Source organism: Corynebacterium minutissimum (genome assembly GCF_016889765.1).
GTDB classification, from domain to species: Bacteria; Actinomycetota; Actinomycetes; order Mycobacteriales; family Mycobacteriaceae; genus Corynebacterium; species Corynebacterium minutissimum_B.
On sequence record NZ_CP069533.1, the window covers coordinates 1,971,977 to 1,989,472 of the forward strand.

General features: G+C 61.2%; 16 protein-coding genes. 9 read left to right on the forward strand and 7 right to left on the reverse strand.

Annotated elements, in window-relative coordinates; genetic code table 11:
- Positions 1–6: 6 nt before the first annotated feature.
- Entirely contained in the window at positions 7–1,344 is a 1,338-nt protein-coding gene (locus tag I6J26_RS09215; protein WP_115021346.1) for an aromatic amino acid transport family protein, read from the reverse strand.
- A 12-nt stretch (positions 1,345–1,356) separates the two neighbouring features.
- A complete protein-coding gene (locus tag I6J26_RS09220; RefSeq protein ID WP_115021347.1) occupies positions 1,357–3,003 on the reverse strand; it encodes a thiamine pyrophosphate-dependent enzyme in 1,647 nt (548 codons plus the stop codon).
- A gap of 130 nt (positions 3,004–3,133) precedes the next feature.
- On the opposite strand from I6J26_RS09220, the gene I6J26_RS09225 reads away from it, so the two are divergent.
- Together I6J26_RS09225 and I6J26_RS09230 are read left to right on the forward strand one after the other, a co-directional pair.
- Entirely contained in the window at positions 3,134–4,015 is an 882-nt protein-coding gene (locus I6J26_RS09225) for a LysR family transcriptional regulator (protein WP_239121755.1), read from the forward strand.
- 179 nt (positions 4,016–4,194) lie between these two features.
- On the forward strand, positions 4,195–5,127 hold the full coding sequence (locus tag I6J26_RS09230; protein WP_115021349.1) for a type IV toxin-antitoxin system AbiEi family antitoxin domain-containing protein: 933 nt from the start codon (positions 4,195–4,197) through the stop codon (positions 5,125–5,127).
- Between the two features lie 101 nt (positions 5,128–5,228).
- Here I6J26_RS09230 and I6J26_RS09235 read toward each other — a convergent pair whose 3' ends face one another.
- From I6J26_RS09235 to I6J26_RS09245, 3 genes are read right to left on the reverse strand one after another with little or no spacing between them, the layout of a single operon-like run.
- A complete protein-coding gene (locus tag I6J26_RS09235) occupies positions 5,229–5,951 on the reverse strand; it encodes a sulfite exporter TauE/SafE family protein (protein WP_115021350.1) in 723 nt (240 codons plus the stop codon).
- A gap of 24 nt (positions 5,952–5,975) precedes the next feature.
- Entirely contained in the window at positions 5,976–6,662 is a 687-nt protein-coding gene (locus I6J26_RS09240) for a TIGR03089 family protein (protein WP_115021351.1), read from the reverse strand.
- 45 nt (positions 6,663–6,707) lie between these two features.
- A complete protein-coding gene (locus tag I6J26_RS09245; protein WP_181815343.1) occupies positions 6,708–8,360 on the reverse strand; it encodes an LCP family protein in 1,653 nt (550 codons plus the stop codon).
- Between the two features lie 53 nt (positions 8,361–8,413).
- Between I6J26_RS09245 and I6J26_RS09250 the strand changes: the two genes are divergently transcribed.
- From I6J26_RS09250 to I6J26_RS09260, 3 genes are all read left to right on the forward strand, one after another.
- Positions 8,414–9,325, forward strand: coding sequence for a glycosyltransferase family 2 protein (locus tag I6J26_RS09250; RefSeq protein WP_395858312.1), 912 nt, complete (start codon positions 8,414–8,416; stop codon positions 9,323–9,325).
- A 54-nt stretch (positions 9,326–9,379) separates the two neighbouring features.
- Entirely contained in the window at positions 9,380–10,474 is a 1,095-nt protein-coding gene (locus I6J26_RS09255) for a sugar phosphate nucleotidyltransferase (protein ID WP_115021352.1), read from the forward strand.
- 507 nt (positions 10,475–10,981) lie between these two features.
- Positions 10,982–11,230, forward strand: coding sequence for a WhiB family transcriptional regulator (locus tag I6J26_RS09260; RefSeq protein WP_005528147.1), 249 nt, complete (start codon positions 10,982–10,984; stop codon positions 11,228–11,230).
- An 83-nt stretch (positions 11,231–11,313) separates the two neighbouring features.
- Here I6J26_RS09260 and I6J26_RS09265 read toward each other — a convergent pair whose 3' ends face one another.
- A complete protein-coding gene (locus I6J26_RS09265) occupies positions 11,314–11,784 on the reverse strand; it encodes a metallopeptidase family protein (protein ID WP_115021353.1) in 471 nt (156 codons plus the stop codon).
- A 93-nt stretch (positions 11,785–11,877) separates the two neighbouring features.
- On the opposite strand from I6J26_RS09265, the gene I6J26_RS09270 reads away from it, so the two are divergent.
- Both I6J26_RS09270 and I6J26_RS09275 read left to right on the forward strand, forming a co-directional pair.
- Entirely contained in the window at positions 11,878–12,321 is a 444-nt protein-coding gene (locus I6J26_RS09270) for a DUF3499 domain-containing protein (protein WP_082013898.1), read from the forward strand.
- Positions 12,322–12,408: 87 nt separating this feature from the next.
- A complete protein-coding gene (locus tag I6J26_RS09275; RefSeq protein ID WP_115021354.1) occupies positions 12,409–13,776 on the forward strand; it encodes a phosphomannomutase/phosphoglucomutase in 1,368 nt (455 codons plus the stop codon).
- Between the two features lie 212 nt (positions 13,777–13,988).
- On the opposite strand, the gene I6J26_RS09280 is transcribed toward I6J26_RS09275, so the two are convergent.
- Positions 13,989–15,341 (reverse strand): FAD-dependent oxidoreductase, encoded by a 1,353-nt coding sequence (locus tag I6J26_RS09280; protein ID WP_115021355.1) that lies wholly within the window; start codon positions 15,339–15,341, stop codon positions 13,989–13,991.
- Positions 15,342–15,572: 231 nt separating this feature from the next.
- Here I6J26_RS09280 and I6J26_RS09285 point away from each other — a divergent pair, with 231 nt between their 5' ends.
- The gene (locus I6J26_RS09285) at positions 15,573–17,243 is read left to right on the forward strand and encodes a nitrite/sulfite reductase (protein WP_115021356.1); all 1,671 of its coding nucleotides are present in this window, start codon (positions 15,573–15,575) and stop codon (positions 17,241–17,243) included.
- Positions 17,240–17,491 carry a hypothetical protein gene (locus I6J26_RS09290; RefSeq protein WP_115021357.1) on the forward strand — a complete coding sequence of 84 codons (252 nt, stop codon included), beginning with the start codon at positions 17,240–17,242 and terminating at the stop codon, positions 17,489–17,491. Before I6J26_RS09285 ends, I6J26_RS09290 begins: the two co-directional genes overlap by 4 nt.
- Positions 17,492–17,496 lie beyond the last annotated feature (5 nt).

The following is a 17,496-nucleotide window of genomic DNA, read 5'->3' on the forward strand; positions in this document are numbered from 1 at the left end:
TCCTTTCTAAAGCAGGTCCCAGATGGTGACGGCCATGATGAGCACGCCCATACCGAAGACGAAGTAGCTCCAGGGGTCGTTACGGAATTTCGTGTAGACGTCCAGTTTCTTGAACATGTACACCGGCACGATGTAGACAATGAACGCCACGAACACACCGGAGACCACGGAAATCATGGAAATGATGGAGGGGTTGAAGACTGCCACAAGCGTGGTGCCCACGAAAGCGATGAGGTAAATGATGTTGAGAAGGCTACGGCGCGAAACCTTTTCTGCCAGCTGGGGCGCGGCAGTCTTAAGCAGGTACTCCGTGCCCTCTTCGGTGCCGAGCATGTGGCCGAAGTAGGAGGACACAATGGCGCAGATAACGACGATGGGCGCCATATACGCCATGAAGGGTGTGCCGGTGACGTTGGCGAAGTAGGAGAGCACCGGAATGTTTTGCTCCAGCGCCTCATTCATGCCGTCCGCGCCCAAGGCAAGGACGCAGGACCACACGAAGAACATGGTGAACACCACGAGGAGGATGGCGGTGTAGAGCTCCGTGCGGGAGACGCGCTTTTCGGTCTTCTCGCCGTACTGCGGCTGCATATCGATGGCGAACTGCGACAGCGCCGCCATGTGGGAGAAGGAGAAGACCAGCACCGGCAGGATGAGGAAGATGCCTTTCAGCATCTGGCCCCAGCCATCGGCGCCGTCGTCGAAGTGGATAAAGCTCTGGAGATCCCAGCGCGGGATGAGGTACAAGGAGGTCACCGCCAGCGCGATGATGAGAGGGTAGACCAGTACCTGGGCCAGCCAGATCATGGGCTTGCGGCCGATGGCAAATCCACCGGTCATGATGCCGACGCAGATCGTGGCGAGCAGCCAGCGATTCAGCGACGGGCCGCCGAGCTGGTTCACAATGAAGCTGTCGACGGCGTTGGTGATGGAGACACCATAAATGAGCACGGTGGAAAAGACCGTAATCCAATACAACAAGGCGAAGATGACTCCAGAGCCTTTACCTAGGTACTGGGTGACCAGCTCGAGGATGTCCTTGCCGTGGTCTTCCTTTGGGGCACCGGCCACGATGCGCGCGTAGGTGCGGTGGGAGAAGTACACCAGCGGCAGGATGAAGACGGTGGCGAAGACCAGCGGCCAGAAGCCGAAGCCACCGGCGTTGAGCGGCAGGAAGAGGATACCAGCACCCACGGCGGTGCCGAAGAGGGTAATGATCCACGAGGCAGTAGAGGCAGCGGGGCGCTGCTTGGCCACGACATCATCACCGACGAGGTGCTCACCTTCTTTCAGTTCGCTGGCGGGCACGGAAGATGTGGTCGGGGAATTGTGTGTGGTGCTCATGGTGAGCCTCCTCTATTCGATGGGTAGGGAGTGGTCTTGGTCTGTGATGACGTTGATGAGTGCAGGGATACCTTCTTCCTGGATGGCTGCAAGGGCACGGGCGACGGCCTCCGGTGCTTGAGAATCATCGGTGACGAGTTCGCCGTGAGCACCGAAGCCGCGGGCGACGGCCGCGAAGTCGGGGTTGACCAACTGCGTGCCGGAAACACGATCGGGGAAGTGCTTCTTCTGGTGATCGCGAATTGTTCCGAATTCGCCGTTGGACATGACGATGATGAGGAAGGGGGCACCGTACTGAAGGGCGGTGGCGAGCTCTTGGCCGTTCATGAGGTATTCGCCATCGCCAGCAATGGTGACCACGGTGCGCTCGGGGAACTGTAGTTTGGTGGCTACCGCGGCTGGAACGGAGTAGCCCATGGAGCCATTGCGCACGCTGAACTGCGAAGGATAGATCGTCGAGCGCAAGAACTGTTGCGCCCAGATGCAGTGGTTGCCGGCGCCGAAGGTGTAGAGGGAATCCTTGGGCAGCTGCTCGTGGAGCGCTGCGAGGATGGCCTCCATGTGGGCGGTGCCGTCCTTGCCGGGGCGGTAGTCTGCTGGCTCGGGGAGGGTGGCGAACTCAAGATGGTTGGCGTGGGCGGTGTCGAACCACTTACCGCGCTTGTCTGCGCCCTCTACGTTCAGGCGTTCTAGGGCGTTCGCAAAGGCAACGGGGCTCGCCACGATGTGCTCTTCGAGGGCCACTGAGTGCCCGCGCAAGCTGGTATCGGGGTTGATGGCGATGTTGCGTGCCTGCGGGGACTGGCGCAGGGTGTAGCCGTCGGTGGGGACATCACCAAGAACGGCACCGACTTCGATGACGAGCGAGGCATCGTCGAGGAGCTGCGCCGCGCGTGAATCACGTCCGTAGCCTAACCAGCCAGCATTGGCGGGGGAGTCGAAAGGCACGCGGTCAGCGGCGCGGAAGTCCTGGATGATGGGTATGCGGTGCTCTTCGGCAAAGCGAGTAATCTTCTCCGCGGCCTCCGGGGTCCAGCGAGGGCCGCCGGCAAAAATGAGTGGACGCTCTGCGCGGCTTAGCTCGTGGGAGAGGAGGTCCAGGTGCTCGTCGGAAAGCGCGCCCTCCGACACCGGGATGGGTGGGTGGATGCTGCCGGTGAACTCCTGGTGGAGAACATCCTCCGGCAAGCCCACGATGACGGGGCCGGGGCGGCCTTGCTGGGCCTGGAAGAAGGCCTCGGCCACAACCCGGGAGGCGCGTGATGGATCGTCGAGGACGAAGACCTGCTTGGCCTGGGTGCCGAACCAGGCTTTGGGGTCGAACTCCTGGAAGGACTCGCGGTCGCGGTCGGAGGTAGGGATGAGGCCGACAAAGAGGACGAGCGGGGTGGCATCCTGCCAGGCGGTGTGGATGCCCACGAAGGCGTTGGCCGCGCCGGGGCCGCGGGTCACCATGGCAACGCCAGGCTGGCCCGTAGCCTTGCCGTGTGCCTCCGCCATGTAGGAGGCGCCGCCTTCCTGGCGGGTAACGATGGCTTCAACGGGGCTGTCATAAAGCCCATCGAGGACGGGCAAGAAGCTTTCGCCGGGAACGAGGAATGCGCGGGGCACATTGTGCGCGGCAAGGGATGCGGCGATGGCGGCGCCGACATGTGACATGGAGAACCTCCTTGACAGTATTGTGGTGATGGTCTCATTATTCTTGGATGATGCCATGTTGTCTAATGTCGCTAAAGCTCTAAAGCTATGCGCTTAGGGCATGGGTGCTGCTAAAAATAGGGGAATGGACATGGTGAAGGCCAAATATTTCCTCGCGGTGGCTGAGGCTGGGACGGTGACCGCAGCCGCGGCACGCCTTGGAATAACCCAGCCGGCGCTGAGTCGGCAACTGCGGCGCTTTGAGAAGGAACTCGACTTGGAGCTTTTCGTGCGGGCTGGGTCCTCACTAGCGCTGAGCGATGCAGCACACGCCCTCATCCCGACCTGCCGCCGTCTCCTCGCTGAATCCGCGCGTGCTGGGCGGTCGGTGGAGGCCCTGCGTGCGGGCAAAATTCCGGCGCTGCGCGTGGCGGCCACGCCGACGACAATATCGACGCTTCTCGCTCCGTTTATAGAGGCCGCTGGCTCGTCGATTCCTCTGCTTACCACGTTTCCGATGTCGCACTACGATGTGTTCGCCGCATTGGAGGGCACCGCCGACCTTGTCATTGCTCCCATTCCGCCGGGGCCTGATGTGACCTCACTGCCACTGGGTTCTGTTCCCGTTCGGGCTTGGGTCCCGCCAAGCCATCCTCTGGCATTGGAGTGCGCGGGTTCGACCAGCGTGGAGGTGGCCCGCTTGCTGCACGAGCGCCTCGCTATGCCGTCGCGCAGCAGTGTTTCTCGTGGAGTGCTTGATTCCTTTATTGGAAGGGCAGGCTTGAGCCTCGGCTTTCACGTCGAGTGCGATGACACCGCAACCTTGAGTGCCTTAGCCCGCTCAGGCCAGGCCGTGGCCCTGATGACAGAGCTGCAGCCGGCGCGGCTGGTGGGCTTCGACGTGGTCGATGGTGGAAAGACTCTGGGCGGTGTGCCACTGGTGGCGGCCTGGTCCCCGGGGCACTATGCGGGGGAGGAGATTGCGCAGATTGCCCGGCGGTTTCGCAGTTTTATTGAGGGCTCTCTTCGCTAGAGCTGTTTTCTTGGCGCTGGGCGGTGCACTCCTGGTGGGCAGTGGATATAACTGCCCTTGTTGCCAAAGATCTGGCTGGATCTTGAGGCAGAGGCGGTAACTTTGGCAGATAAGGCAGTTGCTCTGCGCTCAGCGGTGCGCCGTGTTAGCTTGGGGTCGAGCTTTCCGGGGGGAATGACATGAAACACGGCATTGTGCGCGGCTTATCTAAAGGTGCGCTTGCAACTCGGGTGCGCCGAGGAGAGATTACGCGTCTTGCCAAGGGGCTCTACGTCTGGGGCAGGCCCGAGGCATTAGAACTATTGAAGCTGTTACAGGAGCACCGGCCATTCCTTAAGGCGACAGGTACAACGGCTGCTCAGGTACTCCTTGGCGAGACTGTCACTTTTCCACTGAAGCTCGCCAGTGTGGAGAGGATGCCGACATCAACCTTCTATGTGCACTCGCGGGTGAGTGTCGAAAGCTTTGTTACCTTGTCTGGGATCCGGGTCCTTAATCCTCTTGTCGCAATGAAGAAAGTTAGTCCTGAGCTGGGAATTCGCGTTTTTGAGTCCATCTATTCCTCAAAGGCCGGGCGGGCGCGCCTGGATAATCACCGCGAAGCACTCAAGGTCACCCCTGTTGCAAGTCAACGGATGCTGGAGCAGGCCGCTTTGTTCACGGACTCTGGTGCGGAGGTCAAGGTGGCCAAGGGATTGAAAAGGCGTGGGCTCAAGGTTGAGTGCAACGTTGTTATCGGCCACTACACCTGGGACATTGTGCTCCCAGAGCTCAAAGTTGCGGTAGAAATCAACGGGATGAAATTTCATTCCCAGCAAGAGGCATGGCTGCGGGACCACTGGAAAAACAACGAAGGTGTACTGATTGGGTGGCTAACGCTGCGCTACACAGGTCATTGCGTGGCACACCACCTGGACTATGTCATCGACCAGATAGCCAATGCCAGGAATCCGGACTTTGAGAAGCGCTACTTCAAGTTCATCGGCTTCTGGCACGAGGGAGTGTTGCCGCCCAAACCAAAGCCCTGGGAGTACAGCGAGCACTTGGGGTATCTTCCGCCAGACTTGCCTGAACCTCCCGACTTCCCACAGCCACCTAACTGCCCTAGTTGACGAAGTTATTGCCAGATCTTGAACCGGAGGCGGTATTTTTGGCAGATCGGGCAGTGTGGAGCGTGATCCTGGCAGTTGAGCCCGACAGCAGGTCGCGGATGCTAGGCTGCAACCAGCCCCTCAACAATGAGCGCCAAGGCTGCACTAATGGCTACAACCACCACAATGCGGTTGAGCACCTTGGCGTTGATAAAGCGGTTGAGGTAGCCGGCGGCGATGAGGCCCACGATGGCTACCGGCAGGTAGGCCGCGGCGGCGGTGAGCTGCAGGCTGGTGATTTGCCCGCTCAAGCCCAAGATTGCCAGCGAGATGGTGCAGCCGATGATGAAGGTGCCCGACAGGGTGCCGCGCACGCGGGCGGGGTCATAGCCTTTAAGCACTAGTGCCATGGGCGGGCCACCGATGGAAGTGGAAGTTCCTAAGAAGCCCGAGGCCACACCTGCTACCGCGATGTTGGTAGTGGTGCGCTTGGGGGACCAGCCGAGGCTGGACAAAGTCATGGCGAAGATGACGGCACAGCCAATAAAGAGGGAGAGCCCGCGGTGCGAAAGCGAGGCAATGGCCCACGCGCCGAGCAGGGAGCCGGGGATGCGCGCGATGGAGGAGATAGCCACGATGTCCCAGGACACCGCGGAGCGTGCTTTAAGCATCGTCGTGGTTGAAATGACGAAGGCCAGCAGGAGGATGAGCGTGGGGACTAGCGCCGGTTTGATGAGCGCCAAGATAGGGGTGGCGATGGTGCCCAGCCCAAATCCGATGGTGCCCTGGCAGATTGTGCCCACGAGGATGAGCACACCGATGAAGACGTAGAGCCAGCTGAACATTGCTCCACTATCTCACGGTGCTGCCTAGGCGCGGACGGTGACCTTCTCGTTGTCCGCGATCTCTTCCAAACGGTCCGCCGAGCACAGGCCCGCCACAATGACGGCGGAGCCGCCCGCAGCGAGCGGTTCCAGTACCGAACGCTGGAAAGAGGCGGTATCGCTCCAGCCGGGGGAGAGCACGCGCTCAGCGCCTAAGTCGGTGGGGAAAAGCTCCGGTAGTGGCGTAGTAGTGCCGTAGAAGTGATCGCCATAGAAGCGGACCGTGGGGCCAAAGTCAATGGTGCCGACGGGCAGCTCACCACCGCTTTCCACGACGCCGCGCCCGAAGGGATCCTGGGTTACGAGTACGGTATCGGCGCCGGAGATTCCGGAGCCTTCGCTAAAGGCCTCGGGGGAGGTGAACACCACGGCAATCTCGTCGGCGGGCGGCTGCATGGCAGCCGCCCCATCGGTGACGTCGAAGGGGACTCCGGCAGCGAGTGCGCCGAGGGCGATGACGGCTGCCTGCCAGGACACCGGAAGGTCGATGAGAATGCGGGAGTCCGAGTCTGGCTCAAGATCGAGCTCCTCCAGCAACATGTTGGCAATCTTGGAGGTCCAGTTCTCCAGCGTTTGCGCCGAGAAGTCCATGCGCGTGCCGTCGGCCTCGTTGTAGACGCTTAGGCGTGGAGCGGAGGCATCGGCGGACAGGAGATGCTGAAGGAGTTCCATGTCCGCCCATCGTAGGTGGCGGGCACGAAGCCCGCCACGGGGTCTTTAGTTCACGCAGCGCGGGCCGTCGCCACCGGCGTCAATTTCCGGCGCCACCTCAGCTGTACCGAAGTCATCGCCCGGGGTGCCTACCTGCTGGTCCTCGGCCACCTGGTTCGAATCCGCTTCAGCTTCTTGCTCCATGGCGGAGTCATCCTTTGGGCCCGCGTAATCATCGGTAGCGACGACGATGAAAGTATCCGGTTCAAGCTCCTCGTTCGCGGTGACCGGCAATCCACCGAGCTGCTCAGCCAGAGCGAGGGCGCGCTCGTCGTTGGCATCCGCAGCCACGACCTGGGATTCGGCGTAGATACCGGACTGCGCATTGGCCGTGCGCTCGACGGTATAGCCCACGTTCTTGAGCCATGTGCCAATGCCACCGGCCATGCCGTCAATCGTGCCAGCGTTGAGCACGTGGAGGTTGAGGCCCTCAGCAACGGGTTTCTCACCGTCATTGGCGGCCTCGTCCGTGGCAGCTTCCTCGGATTTTTTGTCGTCTTCCGCAGCTTCTTGGGACTTAGCCAGGTCATCCATAAAGCGATGCACCTCGGCCGCGTCGATGGTAACGACAGACTCGCCGTAATCGCCGGTGCCAGAAATGGAGGTCACCGGAATAGTCGTAAAGGTTACGTTGCCACCGGCCAAGCCGGCGAGCTGGGTGACAAAACCCATGATGTCCCAGTCGTTGTCAATGACGACGGAACGCTCGACGGCATCGGCAATCTTATTGAGCTTGGCGGGCGAGGTCAGAGTGTCAGAATCCAGGACCTTTGAGGTCAGGGAGGCCATGTAGGCCTGCTGGCGCACGATACGGTCGAGGTCGCCACGCGGCAGATCGTAGCGCTGGCGCACGAAGGACAGGCCTTCAGCTCCCTGCAGGGTTTGGCGGCCCTTCGGGAATTTCGCGCCGGACATCGGGTCGTCCACATCGTCGTTGAGGCAGACGTCGACGCCCCCGACGGCGTCGGTAAGCAGCACGAAGCCCAGCAGGCCCACCTCGGCGTAGTGATCAACGCTGACGTCAGTGAGGGTGCGCACCATGGAAATCAGGCCGGCGCGGCCAGCCTCAGTACTGGCCTTCTCCATCTCCTTTTCCGTATGCGGCGGCTTCTTCCCCAAGGCCTCCGCCTCGGCATTCTCCTGCTGCAGCTCCTCCATCTTCGCGGACTTGTGCAGCGCAAAGACAGCGTTGATTTTGGTGTTGCCAAATTCGCTGTCGTGCACATACGTATCACGCGGGATGGACACGGCCGTGGCACGGGAGCCGTCGTTGGGAATGCGGATGACCATGATGGTGTCCGTATTCTCCTCGCCCTCATCCACGCCGGCATGCAGGTCCGCAAGCTCCTGCTCAGATAGGGGATTGCCCTTGGCGTCGGTGCGGGAGTCCTTGCCCACGAGAAGGATATCCACGGCGCCGTCAATGCCCTTGTCCTTGAATCCACCATCGTTGCCCAGGGCCAAATTGGACGCTGAAGAGATGTCATTGCCCAACTTGCCCACGGTGAAGTAGCCCACGCCGGAGAGCACGAGTACCACTGCAGAGAGGAAAGCCACGAGGGCCTTCACCGGCGTGGAGCCGTGCTGGGTGGCGGGCGCGGACTGCGACGGCGCGGCCTGGATATGGCGGGCGGCGCGCGGGGAGTTCGGGGAAGTCACGGCAATAGTTTAAGGGAGCAGGCGCCGAAAACGTGAAGCAGTGTCGCGTGCGCGTGCGCGCGTCGCCGTTGGGTACGCTCGATGCCATCGTGAAAGATTTAAGCAAACCCCTGGCAGTGGTCACGGTGACGTTCTCCCCGGGCCGCTACCTTAGTGACTTTTTATCCTCGCTGCGCTTGGCGACGTCCCACCCAACCCTCACCATCCTTGCCGATAACGGCTCCACGGATGGCGTGCCCGAAGCCGCTGCGCGGGATCATGCGGAAGTAGAATTCTTCGATACCGGAGGAAACAGCGGTTATGGCGCTGGCATGAACGCGGGCGCGCGTTTCGCGCGTACAAGGGGAGTGGATGAAGAGTTTTTCCTCATTGCTAACCCAGACGTGACGTTTAGTGAGGGCTCCTTAGACGAGCTCATCGCCTGCGCACGCCGCCATCCTCAGGCTGCGGCGGTGGGCCCGCGCATCGTGGAGCCGGATGGCACGAACTATCCCTCGGCGCGCGCGGTGCCGACGCTCACCACTGGAATTGGCCACGCGCTCTTTGGAACGGTGTGGCCGTCCAACCCGTGGTCGAAGGCCTACCGCAATGATGCGGACATGAGCAGCGAGCGTACAGCTGGATGGCTCTCTGGCTCCTGTCTCTTGGTGCGCTGGGAGGCTTTCGACGCCATTGGTGGCTTTGATGAGCGCTACTTCATGTATATGGAAGACGTGGACTTGGGTGATCGCTTCACTCGGGCCGGGTGGAGCAATATCTTTTGCCCGTCGGCGGTCATTACGCACGCCAAAGGCCATTCGACGAAGGCGCACCGCGGCGCGATGCTACGAGCGCACCATGACTCCGCCTACCGTTTCCAGGCAGATCGGTACCCGCACTGGTTCGAGGCACCCCTCCGCGCAGCGCTGTGGCTTGGATTGAGGGTACGTGGGCTGGCTTTGAGCGCGTGCCGTGACGGTTCCTAGGGCTCGTGGGCTATACACTAACGGTAACTTATCTGTGAGAGTTTAAGGATCGATATGACTGAATCAGCACCCCAGTGGGGATCGACGGCCGATGCCGTCATTCTGGTGGGAGGCCGCGGCACCCGCCTGCGCCCGCTGACGATTGGCACGCCGAAGCCCATGCTGCCGACGGCCAACTACCCCTTCCTCCAGCACCTTCTGGCCCGTATCAAGGAGGCCGGTATCGAGCACGTTGTGCTCTCCACGTCCTTTAAGGCTGAGGTCTTTGAGGAGTACTTCGGCGATGGCTCCGATTTGGGCCTGGAGATTGAGTACGTGGTGGAGGAGACCGCGCTGGGCACCGGTGGTGGTATCCGCAACGTCTACGACAAGCTGCGCCACGACACCGTCATGGTCTTCAACGGCGACGTGCTCTCCGGCATGGACTTGAACGGCATCCTCGATACACACCACTCGAAGCAGGCCGACGTCACGATGCATCTGCTGAACGTGGCGGACCCGCGCGCGTTTGGTTGCGTTCCTACAGACTCCAATGGGCGAGTAACGGCCTTCTTGGAGAAGACCGAGGATCCGCCGACGAACCAGATTAACGCCGGCTGCTACGTGTTCAAGCGGGAGGTTATTGAGACCATCCCGGCTGATCGCGTGGTCTCCGTTGAGCGCGAGACTTTCCCGCAGCTCCTGGAGTCCGGTCACCTGGTCGTGGGCCACGTGGACAACTCTTACTGGCGCGATATGGGCCGCCCAGATGATTTCGTGCGTGGTTCTTCTGATCTAGTGCGCGGCATTGCGCACTCGCCGCTGCTGACCGGTCGCACCGGTGAGTCTGTGGTGGATGAGTCCGCCGGCATTGCGGGTGGCGTGCTGTTGCTCTCTGGCACGGCTGTGGGGCGTGGCTCGGTCATCGGCGCGGGTTCGCGCCTTGATGGCACCGTGGTCTTCGATGGGGTGACCATTGAGCCGGGCGCCATCATTAGCAATTCCATCATCGCTTCGGGTGCGCACATCGGAGCCAATGCGCACATCGATAACTGCGTCATCGGTGAAGGCGCGACGATTGGTGCGCGCTGCGAGCTGCAGGGTGGCATGCGTGTCTTCCCAGGCGTGACCCTTCCGGATGCGGGAGTGCGTTTCAGCTCGGACGCCTAAACACAAAGCTGTGGCTAGCACTTAGGCGTAACTACAGGATGATTTAAGCCTCGGCGCTGGGAAAATACCTTCCCAGCGCCTTTCTTATGCCGTGACGGATGGTTTTAGTGGTGCGATTGAGATCCACGAGATCTGCGCGGTTGGGTGGCGACACGCCGAAGAAACCTTGGAATTGTTCACAGGGTAGGGGGTGGCCACTACATGTAGTACCCCCGATGTTCACCCCCGTGGCCGGGATGTTGTGACTGGTGTGAAAGTTGAGGATCGTGTGCAGCGTTTTTGCCGGGATTGCGGAAAAATGACTCCCGACAGGTTGACGATATTTAGTGATCCGGTGTGAAATGACATCAGTGTAATCAACGGCACGGCGGGCAGGGCACCGAGAACAACTTTCGGTGTACGGTCGGTGCCACCGACTAAAAGAGAGAAACGACCTCGGAGAAAGGAAGCGGCGTGGACAATACAACGAATAACAGCGCTATTCTCCGTGGCGGTGCTGCTGCAGAGATGTCGCTCGATGAACTCTTTGGTGCCGTCGAGCAGGAGTGGCAAGACCAGGCGCTGTGCGCCCAGACGGATCCGGAAGCCTTCTTCCCGGAAAAGGGAGGCTCAACGCGTGAGGCTAAACGCATTTGCCAGGCCTGCGCCGTGCGTGATGAATGCCTCGAATATGCGCTTGAGCATGATGAGCGCTTTGGAATCTGGGGTGGACTGTCAGACCGTGAGCGCCGCCGATTAAAACGTGAAATCGGTTAGCGCAGCGGATCTGGTAGTGCAGCATCTCCCTCTCCCCCGTCATACTTTGCTTCCCGCAGGGTGTGGCGGGGGAGAGCTGTGTTTTACCAGCTAAAACGCGGATCAATATCTTCTGGATCCACATTGAGGTAATTGGCGACAAGTGCGGTGAGCACAGTGGACAGCAGTTCTTCGCGCTCCCGGGCTGAGCGCACGCGCTCCTCCACTGGCATGCGGAAGATGACAAGGCGGGCGCGGGTCGGTTGCCCCGCTGAATCGACTCCGGCAGGCACGATGCGCCCCAAGGGGACGGGACCGTCCGCAATGATCTCATCGGGCATGACTGTCATGTCCGCGGACAGGCGCATGCGGGGTACGGTGTCGACGGCTAGGTCTAGGCCAGCGAGCTGCTCGGCGAAAGCGTTTTGGATGGGCGCGTAGGCTTCGAGTACAGCCATGTCGAAGCGCTCAGCGCTGCTGCGGTATCGGGGAATTGCATGGGGGAGTAGCGGCCCGCGAGCGCCGCGGCCATGACGGTGGCGGGCCGGGCGGATGTGGGGGCGGGGCGTGTTCATGCGGCTTAGTTTAAGGCGCGGTGGCGATGCTCGGGCAGGGGGCACGCCGTGTAGGACTATCGAAATCTCAAGTTTGGGTTTAGACTTGGGGCCGTGAATAGCTCCCGCCGTTGCTCCCGCCCCGGCTGCGGCCGTCCCGCCGTGGCTACGTTGACCTATGCCTACGCCCAACAAACCGCCGTTGTGGGCCCACTGTCTGAAGATACTGATCCCCATGCATGGGACCTGTGCGAGAAGCACAGCGAGCGCATCACTGCGCCCCAAGGGTGGGAGATGGTCCGTGTGGATCGCATCGAGCTCGATGAGGATGATGACCTCACCGCTCTGGCTGAGGCCGTGCGTGAGGCTGGCCGCGTGACCACCGGCCTGGTCGACGACTCCACGACCGGTTCCGGAGCTGACCCCATCGACTACTCCGCCACCTTCGACGGCGCGGATCCACGCAACTCCAACCATCCGGTCTTTCGCACCCGGCGAGTCCACGACGCCCGCCAACGCCGCCGCGCGCACCTGACGGTGGTGCCAGACGCCGACTAGCGCTCGGTGACGCGAGCCTCGTGGGTTTCCTTTGCACCGTGTTTCCCAGCGCAGAGGCGCAAGAGGACATGAGTATGCTGTAGGGCTATGCGAACTCGTGAACAGCTCAATGCAGTGATTAAGGCTTATGACGTCCGTGGCGTTGTGGGCGAGGACATCGACGAAACCTTCGTACGGGATACTGGCGCAGCCTACGCCGCCATCCTGCGCGGCGAAGGTGAGAAAACCCTGGCGGTGGGCCATGACATGCGCCCGTCCTCCCCGCAGCTGGCAGCAGCCTTCGCCGAAGGCGCTGCAGCACAAGGCGTCAACGTCATTATGCTGGGCCTGACCTCTACTGATGAGCTCTACTTTGCCGCCGGCGACCTCAACTGCGCGGGCGCCATGTTTACCGCCTCCCACAACCCGGCGAAGTACAACGGCATCAAACTCTGCCGGTCCGGGGCTGTGCCGGTAGGCCAAGAGACCGGTCTGGAGCAGATCAAGGACATGCTCATCGACGGCACCCCGGCCTACGACGGTGAGCCAGGTACCGTCACCGAGCGTGAGGTGCTGGGAGACTATGCCGCCTTCCTGCGCGGCTTGGTGCCGCTGGAGGGCTCCCGCCCACTCGTCGTGGCTGTCGACGCCGCCAACGGCATGGGCGGACACACCGTCCCGGCGGTCTTTGAGGGCCTACCTTTCGACGTCCGCGATCTCTACTTTGAGCTCGACGGCACCTTCCCCAACCACGAGGCGAACCCGCTCGATCTAAAGAACCTGGTGGATCTGCAGAAGTTCACCGTTGAGCAAAAGGCGGATATCGGCCTTGCCTTCGATGGTGATGCCGACCGTTGCTTCGTGGTGGATGAGAAGGGCCAGCCGGTCTCGCCGTCCGCCATCTGCGCCCTGGTGGCGGAGCGCTACTTGGACAAGTTCCCGGGCTCCACGGTGATCCATAACCTGATTACCTCGAAGACCGTTCCGGAGCTCATCGCGGAGAAGGGCGGCAAGGCCGTGCGCACCCGCGTAGGCCACTCCTTCATCAAGGCCCAGATGGCTGAACACAAGGCAGTCTTCGGCGGCGAGCACTCTGCGCACTACTACTTCCAGGAGTTCTGGAATGCCGATTCTGGCATGCTCGCGGCCATGCACGTGCTCGCCGCGCTGGGCGAGCAGGATAAGCCGTTGAGCGAGCTTATGGCGCAGTACTCGCGCTACGAGGCCTCGGGTGAAATCAACTCCACCGTGGAGGATCAGAAGGCTACGACGCAGCGCGTACTGGATGAGCTGGCGGACAAGGTCGAGTCCGTCGACGAGCTCGATGGTGTGACCGTGCAGCTCAAAGGCACCGATGCGTGGTTCAACGTTCGTGCTTCCAACACCGAGCCGCTGCTGCGCCTCAATGTTGAAGCAAAGACCGCCGACGAGGTGCAGGCCATCGTCGACGAGGTCCTCGCCATCATCCGCGCGTAGCGTGAAGGCGTATGTCTTCACGCTAGGCGCTTGAGACACGACCTTCACGCGCAGTACTTGAGACAAGAACTGCCCTAACTGACGATCTTCTCCGCGTTCATTGTGGCGAAGGCGAGAGTTTCGTCAGATAGGGCAGTTTTAGTTCAGGAGGCCTTGCCGTTGGCGGCGAGGATCTGCCGTCGGGGCTGTGGGCCCAGCCTTGAGACAGCAGCCTAGTCGCGCGAGTGGGTGACCATCTCTTCCCACTCGACAAACTTCTTGCGCTCGCGGCCCTCGGCCTCGCCCAAGGCGCGCTCGGCGGCATCAAGCTTCTTCCAGCCCTCCCAGGTCAGGTGCTCCAGGCCCTTGGACTTGAAGAGCTCGACGATGTCCTCCTCGCGGTCGTGGGAGAGATTGCCCGCTTCGGCGTCGTCAAGCAACATGCCGATGGTCTCCGTGGCGTCGGACTTGGTGTTGCCGATAAGCCCCACCGGACCACGCTTGATCCAACCGGTGGTGTAGAGGCCCGGCACGATGGTGCCGTCGAGATCGACGACGTGGCCGCCGTCGTTGTTGATGACGTTCTTCTGCGTGTTGAAAGGCACGCCTTCGATGGCATCGGAGCGGTAGCCCACGGCCAGGTAGACGGCCTGCGCCGGCCACTCGGTGAACTTGCCGGTGCCGGAGACAGAGCCATCACCGTTGAGGGCGGTGCGTTCGGTCTTCACGGCAGTCACCTTGCCATCTTCACCGATAAACTCGACTGGCTGCTCAAAGAGATGAATCTGCAGGGTATGCGGGGCATCCTTAGGTTCGCGGATGGCATAGCCCTCCAGGGTCTGGCAGACCAAGTCGCAGGACTTGGCCTCTTCGCGAGCCTTGAGGGAGGCTTCGTCGTAGTCGATGTCCTCCGGGTCCACGACCACGTTGATGGTCGGGGAGTGGTCGAGCTCCTTGAGCTCCAGTGGGGTGAACTTGGCCTGCGCCGGGCCGCGGCGGCCGAACACGCGCACGGTGGTGGCCTGGTTCTTAGCCAGGGACTCGTAGACGTTATCGGGGATCTCGGTGGCTTCCTTAAGCTCGTCGCCAGTCTTGGCTAGGATGCGGGCCACATCAAGGCCCACGTTGCCCACGCCGATGACAGCGACGTCCTTGGCGGAGAGGTCCCAGGAACGCTCGAAGCGCGGGTTGCCGTCGTAGAAGCCGACGAACTCGCCTGCGCCATGCACGCCCTCGAGGTCGGAGCCAGGGATGGTCATACCCAAGTCGCCGACGGCGCCGGTAGCGAAGACGATAGCGTCGTAGTACTCCTCGAGCTCGGCGACGGTGACATCGCGGCCCACAGTGATGTTGGACAGCAGACGGATTTGTTCGGAATCGAGCACGCGGTGCAGGGAGTTGACAATGCCCTTAATGCGCGGGTGGTCCGGCGCCACGCCGTAGCGGATGAGGCCAAACGGTGCGGGCATCTGCTCGATGAGATCGATCTGAACGTTGCCGCCGGTTTTCTTCACCAGGATGTCGGATGCGTAAATGCCGGCTGGGCCGGCGCCAATGACGGCTACTTTCAGGGGCTGCTGAGTCATGGATGACCTTTCGGAGTGTTGTACTAACTATCGAAAGCTTAGTTCTTTAACAAGTGTGGGCTTTATTGAACCGTCTTGTCTGCTGTAGGGCAACTATGCCTAAATACATTCGCAGATCATTGTGGCATAGACGCAGCGTGCTTTGCATATTGCTCAGAAAATAAAAAAGACTGCTTTGTCTGTTTAGTCTAGACCGGTAGGTTTTCACTAACTGACGAAAGGCAGCAGACTATGACCACCGCCACACAACGACCTACCCGCACGAAGAAGCCGGAAGGCCAGTGGAAGATTGACGGAACCTCCCCGCTCAACGCTGACGAGGAGATTAAGCAGGCTGACGACGCCCTCGCGGTGCGCCAGCGCGTTATCGACATCTACTCCAAGCAGGGATTTTCCTCCATCCCACCCGAGGACCTAGCTCCACGCTTTAAATGGTTGGGCCTGTACACCCAGCGCAATCAGAACTTAGGCGGCGAGATGACCTCCAAGCTTAGTAACGCCGAGCTGCAGGACGAATACTTCATGATGCGTGTGCGCTTTGATGGCGGCTGCGCCGACCCTGCCAAGTTGCGCGCGGTGGGTGAGATTTCGCGCGACTATGCGCGCTCTACCGCGGACTTTACGGACCGTCAAAACATCCAGTTGCATTGGATTCAGATTGAAGATGTTCCCGCCATCTGGGAGAAACTGCGCTCCGTCGGCCTCGATACCCTGCTGGGCTGCGGCGACGTGCCTCGTGTCATTCTCGGATCTCCCGTTGCTGGTGTGGCAGCGGATGAGATTATCGATGCCACCCCGGCCATCGAAGAGATTAAGAACGACTACTTGCTGCGCGATGAGTTCCATAACCTGCCGCGCAAGTTCAAGAGCGCAATCTCCGGCAACGCCCGCCAGGACGTGACCCATGAGATTCAGGATGTTGCCTTCGTAGGCACAACTCATCCCGAGTACGGTCCTGGCTTCGACTGCTTTGTGGGCGGCGGCCTGTCCACCAACCCGATGCTGTCCCAATCCCTCGGTGCGTGGATTCCGCTCGAGCGGGTGCCGGAGGTCTGGGCCGGTGTGGCTCGCATCTTCCGAGACTACGGCTTCCGCCGAAACCGTAACCGAGCGCGCTTGAAGTTCCTCGTAGCGCAGTGGGGCGTTGAGAAGTTCCGTCAAGTACTCGAAGAGGAGTACTTGGACGAGCCGCTTCTCGACGGCCTCCCGCTCCCCGTCGCACCCGGCAACCGGGACCACGTCGGCGTGCATCGCCAGCAGGACGGCAATTTCTATGTTGGCGTGAAGCCCACCGTGGGGCACGCCACGGGCGAGCAGCTCATTGCCATCGCTGACGTAGCGGAGAAATTTGGCATTACCCGCATTCGCACAACCCCGATGAAGGAGCTGCTCTTCCTCGACGTGGAGGAAAAGGACATTCCGGAGCTCTCTCGTGCGCTTGATGAGACGGGGCTGTACTCCCAGCCCTCGGAGTTCCGTCGCGGCGTCATCTCCTGCACCGGCCTGGAGTTCTGCAAGCTCGCGCACGTGACCACGAAGGCCCGCGCCATTGAGCTCGTGGACATCTTGGAGGACACCTTGGGTGACCTCGACGTCCCCCTTTCCATCGCTCTCAACGGTTGCCCGAACGCCTGCGCTCGCTCGCAGGTGGCTGACATCGGGCTTAAGGGGCAGATTGTCACTGATGCGGACGGCAACCGCGTGGAAGGTTTCCAAGTCCACCTCGGCGGCGCGCTGGGTCTCTCACCGGATTGGGGCCGCAAACTGCGAGGCCACAAGGTGGTGGCCGATGAGGTACCGGAATACGTCATCCGCTTGGTGAATAAGTACAAAGAGCAGCGCGACGACGGCGAAGAGTTCCGCCACTGGGTCCTGCGCGCTGACGAGGAGGACCTGCAGTGAATTTCCGCCGCGAGCCCAACCCCAACCGCAATCACCCGGCGTACTGCCCCTACTGCGCCGGCACCAATCTATTCCCGGATGAGGAAGACGACTTTGCCTGGAAGTGCGAAGAGTGCCTGCGCATCTTCTCGCTGCGCTTTTATGGCCAAGACGATGCCCCGGTAGCTCCCGCGCCGACGGTGTCTGCCAACGAAGCACTCAAGCGTTCCCTAGCTCGGCGCGGTCACTCCACTGCGCCTAAGGCCTAACGTTT